A 14,722-nucleotide genomic window follows, 5' to 3' on the forward strand; every position below is an offset into this window, starting at 1 on the left:
TCGTCGAAGCGCATGCGCCGCAGGCGCGAGTCTCGACGGCTCGGACGCGAGACACCAGGGGGCCGCGAACACGCCGCGCCGAAGGCGCGGCCAATTAGACACAGCAAATCAAACACCGCCGTGGCGCATGCGGAAGATGGCCTTGGCCGTGCGCAGATGCCGTGGGTGCCGGTCGAAGGTGGACAGGTTCACTGCCGCGCGATACCGCTTGCGCGCGATCGCCAGCGTCCGGCTGAACTCGCGCAGTCCCTGATCGCCGTGATGGTGTCCCTGCCCGTATTCGCCGACCCCGCCGAACGGCAGCGCCGGAATCCCGGCGTAGGTGCTCGAAGAATTGATGGTCACAACGCCGACCCGCAGTTGCTCGGCGAAGGATTCGATACCGTGCACATCCCGGGTGAAGACCGACACCGCGACACCATTGCCCACCGCATTGATCCGCTGTGCCGCCTCGTCCATATTCGCGACCCTGTTGACGATCAGCAGCGGCCCGATGCCCTCGCCGGTGATCGCGACGCTCTCCTCCGGCACCTCGGCCAAGACGATCGGTTCGATATAGGGATCGCGAATCGAATCCAGTCCGCCGACCACTGCGCGCCCGCCTCTGGCCAGTGCATCGCGCACCTGTTTGCGCACCACGTCGACCTGCGATTCCAGAATCATCGGACCGTAGGACGCGCGCTTGTCCGCGCCGGGCCGCAGCCGCCGCGCCTGCTCGATCACCAGTTCCAGGAATCGGTCGTAGACGGAGTTGGCGACGTAGGCCCGCTGAATGCCGGTGGAGTTCTGACCCGCATTGGCCATCGCGCCGAACACCGCGGCTTCGGCGGCCTCGTCGAGTTTGGCGTCGACGTGAACCACCATGGTGCCCTTGCCGTTCCGCTCGACCACCACCGGCGTCAACGTCTGCGCGCACAGCGTGATCACCTCGCGCGCGCCCGCATCCGAACCGGCATAGGCGATCTTGTCCACCTTGGCGCGGCACAGCGACGCGGTGGTGGCGTGATCGCCGGTAATGACTTGCAGCACAGGCTGATTCGGCGCGAGCTTGGTCCAGCTGTCGGCCAGCCAGACCCCGACGCCGGTGGTCAGCTCATCGGGTTTGAACACCACGGCATTGCCCGCGGCCATCGCGTAGGCGATCGAGCCCATCGGGGTGAACACCGGGTTGTTCCACGGTCCGAGCACCCCGACCACGCCGAGCGGCAGATAGCCGACCGACGCGTGCTGGTTGCGGGTCAGCCAGGTGGAGCCGAGCTTGCGCCGATCCAGCACGCGCGCGGCATTGCGGGCCGCCCAATCCAGATTCTCGACGGCGAGCATCACCTCGGTTACCGCGTCCGCCTGTGGTTTTCCGGTTTCCTCGCACAGGATTTCCACCAATTCGCCTGCGCGCCTGGCGATAGTGCGTTTCCAGTCCAGTAGCCAGCGTTTGCGGGCGTTGAATCCCAGTTCCGCCCACCATTTTTCGGCGGAGCGTGCGGCGCGCACCGTGCGGTTGATTTCGCCCGCGCCCATCACGGCATAGTTGCCGACGATCTCGCCGGTGCGCGGGTCATAGGACGTCAGCACGTTCGGTCGGCCCGATCCTCCCGTATGCGCTGCCAGTCTCGGCTGCGCGGTCTCGGCCATGGTCACCTCTCGCAGGTCGATCCGCCGCAGCCGCTGAACGCTTTGGCGAAACAGCGCTGCAGCAAACGAGTTAGTGCGTTTTCCCCGTCTAGCAGACTATGGTCGCCGCGACGACCGGACAAGGTGTCGCTACCGCCCCTACGCTGCCCCTCGAGGGCCGCCACCAGCGACGTTCTCGGGTCGAGTGGATCGGCCGGAAGAAATGTGAGTAAGGACACAGTTAGGTCGCGGGCCGCTGGGTATGACGCGGTCGGCCATGCGCGGATGCCTCTGCCGGTAACATCACGCTTGGCGGCAGGGATCACCAACCGGGACGTATTCATTGCCCGCGCTCTCGGCGACCCGGGTCGCCGCCCCGGCCCGCGAACGCCGCCGATCAGACACAGTGGAGAGTTGATGCCGAGCTTGAACCAAGCGGATTCGCATACCAGCGAGCCACCACCCATCGACGGTGGTGGTGACGTCGCGGTCGCGGTTGCGGATGTCCGGAAGTCATTCGGCGATGTGCACGCGCTGCAGGGCATCAGCTTCACAGCCGAGCGGGCGAGCGTGCTCGGCATCCTCGGGCCCAACGGCGCGGGCAAGACCACCATGGTCAAAGTGCTGTCGACCCTGCTGCGCCCGGATTCCGGCACCGCCGTGGTCGCCGGCCACGATGTGCTGAAGGATCCGGCGGGTGTGCGCCGCTCGATCATGATGACCGGCCAGTACGCCGCGCTCGACGAGAACCTCTCCGGCCGGGAGAACCTGGAATTGTTCGGCAGGCTGATGGGCCTGGGCAAATCGGCCGCCCGCAAGCGCGCCGACACCCTGCTCGAGGAATTCGACCTGGTGCACGCGGGCCGTCGCGCGGTGCGCCACTATTCCGGCGGTATGCGTCGTCGGGTCGATATCGCCTGCGGACTGGTGGTGCGCCCCGAGGTGGTCTTCCTCGACGAGCCGACCACCGGTCTGGATCCGCGCAGCAGGCAGGGCGTGTGGGATCTGGTGACCGCGCTGAAGAATCAGGGCATCACGGTGCTGCTCACCACGCAGTACCTCGAGGAAGCCGATGTGCTCAGCGACAACATCATCGTCATCGATAAGGGCACGGTGATCGCCGAGGGCACAGCCGACGAGCTCAAGGCGAAGACCGGCGGCAGCTACTGCGAGGTGGTGCCGCTGGATCCGGGTCAGCTCGGCAAGGCCGCCAACGCACTCGGTGATCTGGTGCCCGCCGCCGTACTCGCCGACGTCGATGGCGGCGACCGGATCTCGATTCCCGCACCCGACGGCGCGGGCACGCTATCGGAGGCGTTGCGCAGGCTCGACGCCGCCGGGATCCAGTTGGCCGACATCGCGCTGCGCAGGCCCTCGCTCGACGATGTCTTCCTCTCCATCACCGGCCATTCGGGCGGCCACTAGTGAGTTCCACCACCGTCGAGCGGGCCGATTCGGCACTGCTCTTCGCCGAGCTGCCCGCCGCCAGGCTCTCTTACTTCGCGCAGTGGCGGGCGCTGTCCGGACGCATTGTGCGGACCATGGCCGTCAAGGGCGAACTGATCGTCGCGATGATCACCCCGCTGGTGTTCACGCTCGGCTTCTATCTGCCGCTGCGCTATGTCATGAAGTTCCAGGGCATCGATTACGCCCAGTTCGTCATGCCGATCATCGTGCTGCAGACCATGGCGTTCACGATGATGTCGAATGCGCAGCTGTCCGCATACGAGGCGCTGACCGGTCTGAGCACGCGACTGCAGACGATGCCGATCGGCATGCTGGTGCCGTTGAGCGCGCGGATCGGCGCGGGCCTGGTGCGTTCGCTGACCGCGCTCACCGCGGCGATCATCTTCGGCTACATGATCGGCTTCCGGTTCGTCGCCGGACCCGGTCAGGCCGTGCTGTTCTGCGTGTTCTCGATCGCGGTCGGTACCGTGCTCGCACTCGGTGCGGATGCGCTCGGCAGTCTGACCAAGAGCCCGGAATCGCTGAGTCAGGCATTGACGCTGCCCACCTTGATCTTCGGCATGCTCTCCTGCGGATTCGTCCCGGAACGTAGTTTTCCGATGTGGATCCGGCCGTTCGTGCGCAATCAGCCGATCTCCCAGTTCTCCTTCGCGCTGCGCGATATGGCCCACAGCGGCGTGACCTGGGATGTGCTGTGGGTGCCGCTGACCTGGCTGGGCGGTATGGCGATCGTCTTTACTCCGTTGGCGATCTGGGCGAGTGTGAGGCGGTCATGAGTTCTGTCGAGACCTTGGAGCGCATCGAGGTGGACGGATTCGACCCGCTGCCGCGGGTGGCCACGCCATCCGAACGCGCGCTGTCGACCTGGATCACGCACAGTCTGATCCAGTGCAAGCGGCTGCTGCTGGTGTGGGCGCGCGATCCCGCGACCACCATCCAGACGCTGATCTATCCGGCGCTGACGCTTTTCATGTTCCGCGTCGTGCTCGGCAATTCGATCACCGCGGCCACCGGTAAGCCGAGTATCTACGGACAGGTCGCGCTGATCACGTTGGTCGCGGCGATGTCCGGTGCGGTGGTCAGCGCACTCGGCTTCAAGGGTGAGAAGTTCACCGGACTGCTCGGTCGGTTCTGGACCATGCCGGTACACCGGGCGGCCGGACTGACCGGCAGGCTGCTCGCCGAGGCGGTCCGCGTGCTGGTCACCACGCTGTTCGTGATCACGGTCGGCTTCACCCTCGGCTTCCGCTTCGGGCAGGGTCCGTTGGCGGCCATCGCGTTGGTCGGCATTCCGGTGCTGTTCGGTGTCGGCTTCGCGGTGCTGGTCACGGCGCTGGCGACCATTACCGAGGGCGTCATGCTGGTCAGCATCATCGGCATCGTCAATACCCTGCTGATGTTCTTCAATTCCGGGTTCGTGCCGGTGATCGCCTATCCGACCTGGTTGCAGGACGTTGTCGCGAATCAGCCGATGAGCTGCGCCATCGATGCGATGAAGGGGCTGTCCTACGGCGGCGCCGTCGCCGACCCCCTGTTGAAGACCGTCGCCTGGGTTCTCGGGCTCATCGTCGTGTTCGCGTATCCGGCGATCCGCGGCTACCAGCGCGCCGCCGAAACCGGCGCCTGACCTTCGTCAGCCGATCCGGCCCTCTTCGCGTTCGGCTGCGGCGAAATCGAAACCGACCCAGCGGTTTCGATTCGTCCAGCCGACCAGGTCGTAGCGCCAGCGGAACGGCCAGGTGCGAGCGACGGTGTTGACGAGGACGGCGCCGAGGACGGTGTAATCGTCGTGGGCGGAGAGCAGGGCGCGCTGGCCGCGCGGCGATGCGTTGAAGAACGCGTCGAACATGGCGATGGACTGTTCGGTGGTCAAGCGGCCCATGCCCCAGAGGCCGCGCATGCGCATCCAGTACACCAGCCGGGCCTGCCACGGCCAGAGTTCGGCGATGGGGTCGTGGCCTTGCTGAAGGGCGGCGACGGCGGTGTCGACCAGGGCCAGCGATTCGGCGACGCTGTAGCCGGTGCAGGGATGCATCATGCCGCCGCGGGAGCCGAACGGAATCGCTTGGGCGGTCGCCTTTTTCGGCGGTGGCTGGTCCAGTGGGTAGTGCGCGGCCTCGGTCGGCTCGTCGCCGGTGAGCCGAATGCCGTGTGCGGCAAGGCGGTTCAGGGTGCGTCTGCGCAACTCGTGCTGCGGCATACCGCCGCGCAGGCCGAGGCTGGTCTCCTCGAAGATCACCGTGCCGTCACCGAGCGGGACGGCATAGAGGAACGACGGCGGCTCATCCGGTCCCGCGCCGTTCTCCGGACGCCAATCGAGCAGCAGGCCCTCGCCCTCGGTCACCATGGGCGCGGCGGTTTCGGCATCGACGAAGATGCCGTGTGCACTTGCCGCGCGGCGCTGTCCGAGTGTCGGCAGCCCGCGGGTATCGAAAACCGCTGCGGCCCTGAGGATCGTGCCGTCCGCGAGCTCCACCTCATGGGCCTCGACACGAGTTGCCCGCCCGGTTACAACGGTGACGTCGTCGAGCGGCAGTGCATCGCGCAGTCCGGTTTTCGACAGCACGCAGTAGGGGCGGTCGATCCGATGCTCGGCCTTTGTCCAGACCGTCGGCTTCGGAATACGTGCAGCAATCGCGCTCGACGGCAACCACTCCGGCAGTTCATCGATCCAGCAGGAGAACGTCGGCGGCCAGAGCCGCTGCGGCCGCGGATCGACGGCGGCCACGTGGAACCCGGCCCGCATGGCCCGATGCGCCAGCGCTCGGCCGGTCGGTCCGAGCCCGACCACGCAGAGGTCGAATTCCCGGACCGCCCTGTCACCCATGCTTCGCATTCAAACCGCTCCGTCCGTTCGCCCGCAACACCGCTACCGGTCGATGCGGCGAACCGCACATCTCGCGTGTGACCTGCACCCGCTTCAGGCGGCCTGCAGGTCGCGTGGTGGATGTACTGCCCTCGCTGCCTCGATACCCTGGCGCGCCCACCTACTTGGGGGTGATCCAGGTGGTGATGTCGGCGTGCACGACCTCGAGGCCGTGCTTGTCGTAGATGGACACCGGAACGGTCAGCTCCTGCCCCTCGGTGATCCGGGTGAAGTCGGGCACCTCGGCCAGCTTCGCCACCGCGCGCAGACCGGTCTCGGCCTTGGCCAGGTACTGCACATTCATGGCCTTGGGAATCCAGCGGTGCGTATCGGGCACCGTGGCCTCGCTCAGCATGCCCATGGCCACCTCGGCCAGGTTGCAGGCCGCGATCGCGTGGAAGGTGCCCAGGTGGTTGTGGATGCCGAACCACTTCGGCGAGGTCACCTCGCACAGTCCGGGCTCCAGCCGCACGACGCTCGGCAGCACCGTCCCGAAGTAGGGCACCCGGGCCACCATGCCGAGCGAGAACAGGGTGTGCCCCAGCCGGTTGTCCGGCAGCTTGTTCCAGATCCGATGAGTCGCGGTCGGTTTCGTCATAGCTCTATCTTACTCAGAAGTAAGTTAGTGCGCGGTAGTGGTCGGGCGCGCCCGGGATTCGCACCCTGACCTGCTGGCGAAGCGTTGGCAGGGGGCGGATTTGAAGTCGCCAACGCGGTCGGGCATACTGTTCGGGTTGCCTTGCACCGGGTCATGCCGTTCGGCGGTTGTGGCGGGTGGCGAGGCGAGCAACACCCAATCGTGTACCTCGCTGGACATCCAGCGTGGGTACGTCCGGGACAAACGTTCCAGGCCAGGTGAAGTTTTCGACCGGGGCCGAGGAATGAGCGGATGGGCGACACGCCCGACCGCGTGGACCGGAGAACCATGACAGATGAACAGCGGCGAATGATCGGGCGTGCCCGGTCGCGGTCTCACTGAGACGTCTTCGTGTGTTCGGGCTGTGCAATTGAAGGTGGTACGGAAGCCGGCTTCCGGACCACGAACGATAAGCGGAGAAAAGGACACTTAGCGTGGCGGGACAGAAGATCCGCATCAGGCTCAAGGCCTATGACCACGAAGCGATCGACGCGTCCGCGCGCAAGATCGTGGAGACGGTGACCCGCACCGGGGCCCGTGTGGTCGGGCCGGTGCCGTTGCCGACCGAAAAGAACGTGTACTGCGTCATCCGTTCGCCGCACAAGTACAAGGACTCGCGCGAGCACTTCGAGATGCGGACGCACAAGCGGCTGATCGACATCCTCGACCCGACGCCGAAGACGGTTGATGCCCTTATGCGCATCGACCTGCCGGCCAGCGTCGACGTCAACATTCAGTGACGGGGACTCGAGATATGACTGACAACAAGAACAGGCCGGCGGCCGGCATCCTGGGCACCAAGCTCGGTATGACCCAGGTGTTCGACGACAAGAACCGTGTCGTCCCCGTGACCGTCATCAAGGCCGGACCGAACGTCGTTACCCAGATCCGCACCGTGGAGCGCGACGGCTACAGCGCCCTCCAGGTCGCTTTCGGCGCCATCGACCCGCGCAAGGTGAACAAGCCGGTTTCCGGTCAGTTCGCCAAGGCCGGTGTCACCCCGCGCCGCCACGTCGCCGAGATCCGCGTCGCGGACGCCTCCACCTTCGAGGTCGGCCAGGAGATCAACGCCGATGTCTTCGAAGAGGGCGCCTACGTCGACGTCACCGGCACCAGCAAGGGCAAGGGCTTCGCAGGCACCATGAAGCGCCACGGCTTCCGTGGTCAGGGCGCTTCGCACGGTGCCCAGGCAGTGCACCGTCGCCCCGGTTCCATCGGTGGTTGCGCCACCCCCGGCCGCGTGTTCAAGGGCATGCGCATGTCGGGTCGCATGGGTAACGACCGCGTGACCACGCAGAACCTGTCGGTGCACAAGGTCGACGCCGAGAACGGCCTGCTGCTGATCAAGGGCGCGATCCCGGGTCGCAAGGGCAGCGTCGTGACCGTCAAGAGCGCAGTGAAGGGTGGTGCGCACGCATGACCAGCGTCGAGAAGAAGACCAACCTGACCCTCCCGGTCAAGGAACTCGGCGGCAAGACCAACGGCACCGTCGAGCTCCCCGCGGAGATCTTCGATGCCACCGCGAACATCTCGCTGATGCACCAGGTCGTCGTCGCGCAGCTCGCTGCCGCACGCCAGGGCACGCACGCGACGAAGACGCGCGGCGAGGTCTCCGGTGGTGGCAAGAAGCCGTACCGCCAGAAGGGCACCGGTCGCGCCCGTCAGGGTTCGACCCGCGCGCCGCAGTTCGCCGGTGGTGGCACCGTGCACGGTCCGCAGCCGCGTGACTACAGCCAGCGCACCCCCAAGAAGATGATCCGCGCCGCGCTGCGTGGCGCCCTCTCGGATCGTGCGCGCAACGAGCGCATCCACGTGATCACCGAACTGGTCTCGGGTCAGACCCCGTCGACCAAGACCGCGAAGTCGTTCCTGTCCGAGCTGTCGGACCGGAAGAAGTTCCTGCTCGTCCTCGGACGCGAGGACATCGCGGGCTGGAAGAGCGTGCAGAACCTGGAGTTCGTGCACCCGATCGCGCCGGATCAGCTCAACACCTACGACGTGCTCGAGAGCGACGAAGTGGTGTTCAGCGTCGAGGCCTTGAACGCCTTCGTGCACGGCCCCGCCGAATCCGCACAGGAGGAGAGCAAGTGACCACGATCGCCGACCCCCGCGACATTCTGCTGGCGCCGGTCATCTCGGAGAAGTCCTACGGACTGATCGAGGAAGGTACCTACACCTTCATCGTGCACCCGGATTCCAACAAGACGCAGATCAAGATCGCCGTCGAGAAGGTCTTCGGTGTGAAGGTGACCAGCGTCAACACCGCCAACCGTCAGGGCAAGCGCAAGCGGACCCGCTTCGGTTACGGCAAGCGCAAGGACACCAAGCGCGCGCTCGTGACCATCTCGGCCGACAGCAAGCCCATCGAGATCTTCGGAGGCCCGGTCGCGTAAGCGCCTGGGAATCCAGAAAGCAGAGAAGAACTCATGGCAATCCGTAAGTACAAGCCGACTACGCCGGGCCGTCGTGGCTCCAGCGTCTCGGACTTCGCTGAGATCACTCGGTCGACCCCCGAGAAGTCGCTGATCCGTCCGCTGCACAGCAAGGGTGGCCGCAACGCTCACGGTCGCATCACCACCCGTCACCGCGGTGGCGGCCACAAGCGTGCCTACCGTCTGATCGACTTCCGTCGCATGGACAAGGACGGCATCCCGGCCAAGGTCGCGCACATCGAGTACGACCCGAACCGCACCGCCAACATCGCGCTGCTGCACTATGTGGACGGCGAGAAGCGCTACATCATCGCCCCCAAGGGCGTGGTGCAGGGCACCCCGATCGAGTCCGGCCCGACCGCCGACATCAAGCCGGGTAACAACCTGCCGCTGCGCAACATCCCGACCGGTACCACGATCCACAACGTGGAGCTGCGTCCTGGCGGTGGCGCCAAGATGGCCCGTGCCGCTGGCATGAGCATCCAGCTGCTCGGTAAGGAAGGGCCCTACGCCACGCTGCGTATGCCCTCCGGTGAGATCCGTCGCGTCGACGTGCGCTGCCGCGCCACCGTCGGCGAGGTCGGCAACGCCGAACAGTCGAACATCAACTGGGGTAAGGCCGGCCGTATGCGCTGGAAGGGTCGCCGCCCCACGGTCCGTGGTGTCGTCATGAACCCGGTCGACCACCCGCATGGTGGTGGTGAAGGCAAGACCTCCGGTGGTCGCCACCCTGTCTCGCCGTGGGGTCAGCCGGAAGGCCGCACCCGCAAGCCCAACCGTCCGAGCGACAAGCTCATCGTCCGCCGTCGCAAGACCGGCAAGAAGCGCTGAAGGAGGAGGTAAGAAATGCCACGCAGCCTCAAGAAGGGCCCGTTCGTCGACGACCACCTCCTCGCGAAGGTGGACGTTCAGAACGAAAAGGGCAGCAAGCAGGTCATCAAGACCTGGTCCCGTCGTTCGACCATCATCCCCGATTTCATCGGTCACACCTTCGCCGTCCACGACGGCCGCAAGCACGTGCCGGTGTTCGTCTCGGAGTCCATGGTCGGCCACAAGCTGGGTGAGTTCGCGCCCACCAGGACGTTCAAGAGCCACGTCAAGGAAGACCGGAAGAGCAAGCGGCGATGAGCGAATCAAACACAGCGACGGTTCAGAACCCGACTGCCCGGGCGACGGCGAAGCACGTTCGCGTCACCCCGATGAAGGCTCGCCGTGTCGTGGACCTGGTCCGCGGCAAGCGGGTCGAGGACGCCCTCGCGATCCTGAAGTTCGCGCCGCAGGCCGCGAGCGAGCCGGTCGCGAAGGTCGTCGCCAGCGCCGCGGCCAACGCCGAGAACAACCTCGGCCTGAACCCGGCCACGCTGGTCATCTCGACCGCCTACGTCGACGAGGGCGCGACCATGAAGCGTTTCCAGCCGCGGGCCCAGGGCCGCGCGTTCCGGATCCGCAAGCGCACCAGCCACATCACCATCGAGGTCGAGAGCGTGCCCACCGCCGGTGCTGCTCGCAGCCGCCGGAAGGGAGGGGCAAAGTAAATGGGACAGAAGATCAATCCCCATGGCTTCCGCCTCGGTATCACCACCGACTGGAAGTCGCGTTGGTACGCGGACAAGCAGTACGCGGACTACGTGAAGGAAGACGTCGCCATCCGCAAGCTCCTCGCCACCGGCATGGAGCGGGCGGGCATCTCCAAGGTGGAGATCGAGCGCACCCGTGACCGGGTTCGCGTCGACATCCACACCGCGCGTCCCGGCATCGTCATCGGTCGCCGCGGCGCCGAGGCCGATCGCATTCGCGCCGAGCTGGAGAAGCTCACCAAGAAGCAGGTGCAGCTGAACATCCTCGAGGTCAAGAACCCCGAGTCGGATGCGCAGCTCGTTGCCCAGGGTGTCGCCGAGCAGCTGTCCAACCGTGTGGCGTTCCGTCGCGCGATGCGCAAGGCCATCCAGTCGGCCATGCGGTCGCCGAACGTCAAGGGCATCCGGGTGCAGTGCTCGGGCCGCCTCGGTGGCGCCGAAATGTCGCGCTCGGAGTTCTACCGCGAGGGTCGCGTCCCGCTGCACACGCTGCGCGCGGACATCGACTACGGCCTCTACGAGGCCAAGACCACCTTCGGTCGCATCGGCGTGAAGGTCTGGATCTACAAGGGCGACATCGTCGGTGGCAAGCGTGAGGTCACGGCCGCGGCCGCGCCCGCCGCTGGTGACCGCCGTGAGCGCCGGGAGCGGCCGAGCCGCCCGCGTCGGTCCGGTTCCGCAGGCACCACCGCGACCAGCACCGAGGCCGGGCGTGCAGGCGCCGCTACCGCGGTTGCCGACGCCCCGGCAGAAACACAGGAGGGCTGACGCATGTTGATGCCACGGAAGGTCAAGCACCGGAAGCAGCATCACCCGAGCCGCAGCGGCATGGCCAAGGGCGGCACTTCGGTCGCGTTCGGTGAATTCGGCATCCAGGCTCTCGAGCCCGCCTACGTCACCAACCGGCAGATCGAGTCCGCGCGTATCGCGATGACCCGCCACATCAAGCGTGGCGGCAAGATCTGGATCAACATCTACCCGGATCGCCCGCTCACCAAGAAGCCGGCCGAAACCCGCATGGGTTCCGGTAAGGGTTCGCCGGAGTGGTGGATCGCGAACGTCAAGCCCGGACGCGTGATGTTCGAAATGAGTTACCCCAACGAGGAGATCGCTCGCGAGGCCCTGCGCCGCGCGATGCACAAGCTCCCCATGAAGTGCAGGATCGTGACCAGGGAGGAGCAGTTCTGATGGCTACCGGTACACCGGCCGCAGAGCTCCGCGAGCTCAACGAAGAGGAGCTCGTCGCCCGCCTGCGCGAGTCGAAGGAAGAGCTGTTCAATCTGCGCTTCCAGATGGCGACGGGTCAGTTGGACAACAACCGTCGCCTGCGCGTCGTGCGTCACGAGATCGCGCGCATCTACACGGTCATGCGTGAGCGCGAGCTCGGCCTGGCCTCGGCACCCGCTGGCAAGGGAGATGCGGCATGAGTGAAGAGAACGTGACCCCCGAGGTCAAGCGCGGTACCCGCAAGGTTCGCATCGGCTACGTGGTCTCGGACAAGATGAACAAGACCATCGTCGTCGAGCTGGAAGACCGCACGCGGCACAAGCTCTACGGCAAGATCATCCGCTCCACCACCAAGGTGAAGGCGCATGACGAGAACGAGATCGCCGGTGTCGGCGACCGCGTCCAGCTGATGGAGACCCGCCCGCTGTCGGCCACCAAGCACTGGCGGTTGGTCGAGGTCCTGGAGAAGGCCAAGTAACCCCTTTTCCGGCGGTAAAGCAAAGGCCCGCTTCCCATTTGGGAAGCGGGCCTTTTTCATATTTGCCCGGCGGTTCGGATTATTCACCCGGTCTGCGGCGGAGCCGGTCTATCGTTTCGATCGAATAACGATGCCAGCGTTGTGCTGATGACGGTCGACAGTATTGGCAGCAATTGATCGCGATCCGGCGGATTGATCCAGTGCGCCCCTTCGCGGGTCCACCGCCCGAGGCCCGTCGGTATCATCAGCGCGCTGCCGACGACGGGCACACAAATGTTTTTGCGTGCCAACAGTTCCAGGACTTGATTACCCGGGGAGTAGTCCACGGCCGCGACGAAGGTCCAGCGGATCTGCCGCGCCAGCACCGGGCCGGGAGTTCCGTTCTGTAGCAAGGAATTTCGGACTTTTTCGGCCAATAGCTTCGGCATGTGGATAATGCCCAGATGGTTCGTCACCGGCAGCATCACGTAACCACCGCGTTCCTCGGCGGGGAGATGAAACTGTTGGCGGTAGTAGTCCGCCCAATCGACGACGCTCTCGAGTTCCTCGGTGTCCACGGTGGCCTTTGTCCCGTTCAGCACTGATGTCGTTTGGTTTGCAAGTAGCCTGAGGCCGGATCAGATGTATGCCCGGAATATCTTTCCGGGATTGTTGCCCAGCCGAGTCGGAAGATTGTGTTGTGCGCGGAATGACCCAGAACCTCACCATCGGTGAGCGGGTGTCTTGGTACCGACGGCGTCGCGGTATGTCCCAAGACGTGCTAGCCGGTCTTGTCGGGCGGACAGACGATTGGATGAGCAAGGTCGAGAACAATCGGATTCCGCTGGACCGCTTGTCGGTGATCCGCCTACTCGCAGACGCACTGGATGTTTCGCTGGGAGACCTGATCGGTGATCCGAGTCTGTTGGAATGGACCACCGACAGCGGGAGTTCGACCATCCCCGCGCTCCGGGCCGCATTGATGGACTACAGCCATTTGATGCCTGCGCCGGTGCCGCCCGCTCGTGATCCGGAGTCGTTTCAACTCCCCGCGCTCGAACGGGAGCTGCGTGGTGTTTTCGATGCCTATCAGGGGGCCAGGTTCGGATTTGTGGCGGGCCGATTGCCCGGCCTGTTGTCTGCCGCGCTGGCGGTGGCCCAGCGAGCGGAAGACGAATCCGGGTACCGGCTGTTGGCGCTGTGCTATCAAGTGGCGGCCTCGGTGTTGACCAAGCTCGGCGAAACCGATTTGGCTTGGAACGCCGCGGAACGAGGTCTCGCGGCGGCTCAGCGAACCGATGATCTCGCGATTGTCGGTTCCCTGATGCGATCGGTCGCCTTCACGGTGATGTCTACGGGCCGTGTGCAACCCGCTGTCGATCTGGTCGAAGCCGGAGCGGCCTACTTGCAGCCGTACCTGCACGAGGGTCGCGACGACATGTTGTCGGTGTACGGAACGCTGCTGCTCGTCGGCTCGATGGCCGCCGCCCGGAGCAATCGCCGTGACACTGTGCAGGAGTTTCTGGCCGAGGCGGATGTGGCTGCGCGGAAACTGGGTGGCGATCGGAACTGCCTGTGGACAGCGTTCGGGCCCACCAATGTCGCGATCCATCGGGTCAACACCGCAATGGAACTCGGTGATGTGCAGATCGCGCTTCGGTTGGGTCCCGGGCTGGATACCTCCGCCCTCCCGGTGGAGCGCCGGATTCGGCATCAACTCGAGCTTGCTCGCGCGTTCAATCTGGCTGGCCGCCAGCAGGATTCGGTATCGGCTCTGCTCGACGCCGAGCAGGCGGCCCCGGAACAGGTTCGCCATCATTACCTCAGCCGGCAACTCGTACTCACCTGGATGCGCAACGCGCACGGCAGTCCTTCGTTCGTCTTGCAAGCCTTGGCCCAACGAATGCACGTCGTGAGGTAACCAATGACCAACGAGGACAATCATTTTGCGCGCGCACGGCTAGCGGCGGGCGGGCTTTTCGTGCGCGGCGACGAGGTTTTGTTGGTGCACAAGACTTACGGCAGTGGTTGGGATATACCCGGCGGTTATGTCGAGCCGGGGGAGTCGCCAGGCGCGGCCTGTCATCGCGAGATTCGCGAAGAACTCGGAATCGACCGTGCACCAAAGCAATTGCTTGTTCACGATTGGGCGCCGACCGAAACTGATGGCGACAAAATTCTCTATGTTTTCGATTGCGGCGACCTCGGATCCGATGAGCAAGCCATCACCCTCCAGGAGACCGAACTCGACCAGTGGGCCTGGGTACCATTGTCGAAACTCGATAACTATCTCATCCCGCGACTCGCCCGCCGACTACGCCAAGCGCACATCGCGCGTGCCGCGAGCCGCACCGCCTACCTCGAACACGGTGAGCCCGCGCCACAGTGATCGACGCCGAACTAGCCTCGAGCGGATGCTCGATCGATATCCGGGGCGGGAAGATTCAC

Annotated in this window: 20 protein-coding genes; 16 read left to right on the plus strand and 4 right to left on the minus strand. The window is 65.3% G+C overall.

Annotation, left to right across the window (positions count from 1 at the left end; genetic code table 11):
• Positions 1 to 108: 108 nt before the first annotated feature.
• Positions 109 to 1,632: an aldehyde dehydrogenase family protein gene (locus ACFYOW_RS38260; RefSeq protein WP_387295052.1), complete on the minus strand. Its 1,524-nt coding sequence runs from the start codon at positions 1,630 to 1,632 to the stop codon at positions 109 to 111.
• Positions 1,633 to 2,028: 396 nt separating this feature from the next.
• Here ACFYOW_RS38260 and ACFYOW_RS38265 point away from each other — a divergent pair, with 396 nt between their 5' ends.
• From ACFYOW_RS38265 to ACFYOW_RS38275, 3 genes are read left to right on the plus strand one after another with little or no spacing between them, the layout of a single operon-like run.
• On the plus strand, positions 2,029 to 3,036 hold the full coding sequence (locus ACFYOW_RS38265; protein WP_387295054.1) for an ATP-binding cassette domain-containing protein: 1,008 nt from the start codon (positions 2,029 to 2,031) through the stop codon (positions 3,034 to 3,036).
• A 35-nt stretch (positions 3,037 to 3,071) separates the two neighbouring features.
• The gene (locus ACFYOW_RS38270) at positions 3,072 to 3,854 is read left to right on the plus strand and encodes an ABC transporter permease (RefSeq protein WP_387295308.1); all 783 of its coding nucleotides are present in this window, start codon (positions 3,072 to 3,074) and stop codon (positions 3,852 to 3,854) included.
• On the plus strand, positions 3,851 to 4,705 hold the full coding sequence (locus tag ACFYOW_RS38275) for an ABC transporter permease (RefSeq protein WP_387295056.1): 855 nt from the start codon (positions 3,851 to 3,853) through the stop codon (positions 4,703 to 4,705). The genes ACFYOW_RS38270 and ACFYOW_RS38275 overlap by 4 nt, the downstream gene beginning before the upstream one ends.
• A gap of 6 nt (positions 4,706 to 4,711) precedes the next feature.
• On the opposite strand, the gene ACFYOW_RS38280 is transcribed toward ACFYOW_RS38275, so the two are convergent.
• Together ACFYOW_RS38280 and ACFYOW_RS38285 are read right to left on the minus strand one after the other, a co-directional pair.
• Positions 4,712 to 5,905 (minus strand): lycopene cyclase family protein, encoded by a 1,194-nt coding sequence (locus ACFYOW_RS38280; protein WP_387295058.1) that lies wholly within the window; start codon positions 5,903 to 5,905, stop codon positions 4,712 to 4,714.
• Between the two features lie 160 nt (positions 5,906 to 6,065).
• Complete coding sequence (locus ACFYOW_RS38285) at positions 6,066 to 6,542, minus strand: hotdog fold domain-containing protein (RefSeq protein ID WP_063046548.1); 477 nt, start codon at positions 6,540 to 6,542, stop codon at positions 6,066 to 6,068.
• Between the two features lie 473 nt (positions 6,543 to 7,015).
• On the opposite strand from ACFYOW_RS38285, the gene rpsJ reads away from it, so the two are divergent.
• Genes rpsJ through rpsQ form a run of 11 tightly spaced genes read left to right on the plus strand, consistent with a single transcriptional unit; the run spans position 7,016 to position 12,295 of the window.
• Positions 7,016 to 7,321, plus strand: coding sequence for a 30S ribosomal protein S10 (gene rpsJ / locus ACFYOW_RS38290; protein WP_003938093.1), 306 nt, complete (start codon positions 7,016 to 7,018; stop codon positions 7,319 to 7,321).
• Positions 7,322 to 7,335: 14 nt separating this feature from the next.
• Positions 7,336 to 8,001: a 50S ribosomal protein L3 gene (rplC, locus tag ACFYOW_RS38295; protein ID WP_387295060.1), complete on the plus strand. Its 666-nt coding sequence runs from the start codon at positions 7,336 to 7,338 to the stop codon at positions 7,999 to 8,001.
• The gene (rplD, locus tag ACFYOW_RS38300) at positions 7,998 to 8,672 is read left to right on the plus strand and encodes a 50S ribosomal protein L4 (protein ID WP_387295062.1); all 675 of its coding nucleotides are present in this window, start codon (positions 7,998 to 8,000) and stop codon (positions 8,670 to 8,672) included. The genes rplC and rplD overlap by 4 nt, the downstream gene beginning before the upstream one ends.
• Positions 8,669 to 8,974, plus strand: a complete 306-nt coding sequence (rplW, locus tag ACFYOW_RS38305) for a 50S ribosomal protein L23 (protein ID WP_040686547.1) — start codon at positions 8,669 to 8,671, stop codon at positions 8,972 to 8,974. Before rplD ends, rplW begins: the two co-directional genes overlap by 4 nt.
• Before the next feature lie 33 nt (positions 8,975 to 9,007).
• Positions 9,008 to 9,844 (plus strand): 50S ribosomal protein L2, encoded by an 837-nt coding sequence (rplB, locus tag ACFYOW_RS38310; RefSeq protein WP_387295065.1) that lies wholly within the window; start codon positions 9,008 to 9,010, stop codon positions 9,842 to 9,844.
• A 15-nt stretch (positions 9,845 to 9,859) separates the two neighbouring features.
• On the plus strand, positions 9,860 to 10,141 hold the full coding sequence (rpsS, locus tag ACFYOW_RS38315; protein ID WP_040686549.1) for a 30S ribosomal protein S19: 282 nt from the start codon (positions 9,860 to 9,862) through the stop codon (positions 10,139 to 10,141).
• The gene (gene rplV, locus ACFYOW_RS38320; protein ID WP_387295067.1) at positions 10,138 to 10,548 is read left to right on the plus strand and encodes a 50S ribosomal protein L22; all 411 of its coding nucleotides are present in this window, start codon (positions 10,138 to 10,140) and stop codon (positions 10,546 to 10,548) included. The genes rpsS and rplV overlap by 4 nt, the downstream gene beginning before the upstream one ends.
• Complete coding sequence (rpsC, locus tag ACFYOW_RS38325; protein WP_040686551.1) at positions 10,549 to 11,358, plus strand: 30S ribosomal protein S3; 810 nt, start codon at positions 10,549 to 10,551, stop codon at positions 11,356 to 11,358.
• Between the two features lie 3 nt (positions 11,359 to 11,361).
• A complete protein-coding gene (rplP, locus tag ACFYOW_RS38330) occupies positions 11,362 to 11,778 on the plus strand; it encodes a 50S ribosomal protein L16 (protein ID WP_014981662.1) in 417 nt (138 codons plus the stop codon).
• Positions 11,778 to 12,017, plus strand: a complete 240-nt coding sequence (gene rpmC / locus ACFYOW_RS38335) for a 50S ribosomal protein L29 (RefSeq protein WP_040686552.1) — start codon at positions 11,778 to 11,780, stop codon at positions 12,015 to 12,017. Before rplP ends, rpmC begins: the two co-directional genes overlap by 1 nt.
• On the plus strand, positions 12,014 to 12,295 hold the full coding sequence (gene rpsQ / locus ACFYOW_RS38340) for a 30S ribosomal protein S17 (protein WP_063047820.1): 282 nt from the start codon (positions 12,014 to 12,016) through the stop codon (positions 12,293 to 12,295). Before rpmC ends, rpsQ begins: the two co-directional genes overlap by 4 nt.
• A gap of 83 nt (positions 12,296 to 12,378) precedes the next feature.
• Here rpsQ and ACFYOW_RS38345 read toward each other — a convergent pair whose 3' ends face one another.
• Positions 12,379 to 12,852 (minus strand): hypothetical protein, encoded by a 474-nt coding sequence (locus ACFYOW_RS38345; protein ID WP_387295071.1) that lies wholly within the window; start codon positions 12,850 to 12,852, stop codon positions 12,379 to 12,381.
• A 131-nt stretch (positions 12,853 to 12,983) separates the two neighbouring features.
• On the opposite strand from ACFYOW_RS38345, the gene ACFYOW_RS38350 reads away from it, so the two are divergent.
• The gene (locus tag ACFYOW_RS38350) at positions 12,984 to 14,195 is read left to right on the plus strand and encodes a helix-turn-helix domain-containing protein (RefSeq protein WP_387295073.1); all 1,212 of its coding nucleotides are present in this window, start codon (positions 12,984 to 12,986) and stop codon (positions 14,193 to 14,195) included.
• Positions 14,196 to 14,198: 3 nt separating this feature from the next.
• On the plus strand, positions 14,199 to 14,663 hold the full coding sequence (locus tag ACFYOW_RS38355) for an NUDIX domain-containing protein (RefSeq protein ID WP_387295075.1): 465 nt from the start codon (positions 14,199 to 14,201) through the stop codon (positions 14,661 to 14,663).
• Positions 14,664 to 14,722: the final 59 nt, after the last annotated feature.

Origin of the sequence: Nocardia sp. NPDC006982, from assembly GCF_042869435.1 — a bacterium.
Lineage (GTDB): Bacteria > Actinomycetota > Actinomycetes > Mycobacteriales > Mycobacteriaceae > Nocardia.

What these genes read in the sequence shown, in the direction of transcription:
- rplB (WP_387295065.1), top strand. Translation starts at nt 9,008, where the DNA reads ATGGCAATCCGTAAGTACAAGCCGACTACGCCGGGCCGTCGTGGCTCC.
- ACFYOW_RS38275 (WP_387295056.1), top strand. Translation starts at nt 3,851, where the DNA reads ATGAGTTCTGTCGAGACCTTGGAGCGCATCGAGGTGGACGGATTCGAC.
- ACFYOW_RS38260 (WP_387295052.1), bottom strand. Translation starts at nt 1,632, where the DNA reads ATGGCCGAGACCGCGCAGCCGAGACTGGCAGCGCATACGGGAGGATCG.
- rplD (WP_387295062.1), top strand. Translation starts at nt 7,998, where the DNA reads ATGACCAGCGTCGAGAAGAAGACCAACCTGACCCTCCCGGTCAAGGAA.
- ACFYOW_RS38350 (WP_387295073.1), top strand. Translation starts at nt 12,984, where the DNA reads ATGACCCAGAACCTCACCATCGGTGAGCGGGTGTCTTGGTACCGACGG.
- ACFYOW_RS38265 (WP_387295054.1), top strand. Translation starts at nt 2,029, where the DNA reads ATGCCGAGCTTGAACCAAGCGGATTCGCATACCAGCGAGCCACCACCC.
- ACFYOW_RS38285 (WP_063046548.1), bottom strand. Translation starts at nt 6,542, where the DNA reads ATGACGAAACCGACCGCGACTCATCGGATCTGGAACAAGCTGCCGGAC.
- rplC (WP_387295060.1), top strand. Translation starts at nt 7,336, where the DNA reads ATGACTGACAACAAGAACAGGCCGGCGGCCGGCATCCTGGGCACCAAG.
- rplV (WP_387295067.1), top strand. Translation starts at nt 10,138, where the DNA reads ATGAGCGAATCAAACACAGCGACGGTTCAGAACCCGACTGCCCGGGCG.
- rpsC (WP_040686551.1), top strand. Translation starts at nt 10,549, where the DNA reads ATGGGACAGAAGATCAATCCCCATGGCTTCCGCCTCGGTATCACCACC.
- ACFYOW_RS38280 (WP_387295058.1), bottom strand. Translation starts at nt 5,905, where the DNA reads ATGGGTGACAGGGCGGTCCGGGAATTCGACCTCTGCGTGGTCGGGCTC.
- rpsQ (WP_063047820.1), top strand. Translation starts at nt 12,014, where the DNA reads ATGAGTGAAGAGAACGTGACCCCCGAGGTCAAGCGCGGTACCCGCAAG.
- rplP (WP_014981662.1), top strand. Translation starts at nt 11,362, where the DNA reads ATGTTGATGCCACGGAAGGTCAAGCACCGGAAGCAGCATCACCCGAGC.
- ACFYOW_RS38355 (WP_387295075.1), top strand. Translation starts at nt 14,199, where the DNA reads ATGACCAACGAGGACAATCATTTTGCGCGCGCACGGCTAGCGGCGGGC.
- rpmC (WP_040686552.1), top strand. Translation starts at nt 11,778, where the DNA reads ATGGCTACCGGTACACCGGCCGCAGAGCTCCGCGAGCTCAACGAAGAG.
- rpsS (WP_040686549.1), top strand. Translation starts at nt 9,860, where the DNA reads ATGCCACGCAGCCTCAAGAAGGGCCCGTTCGTCGACGACCACCTCCTC.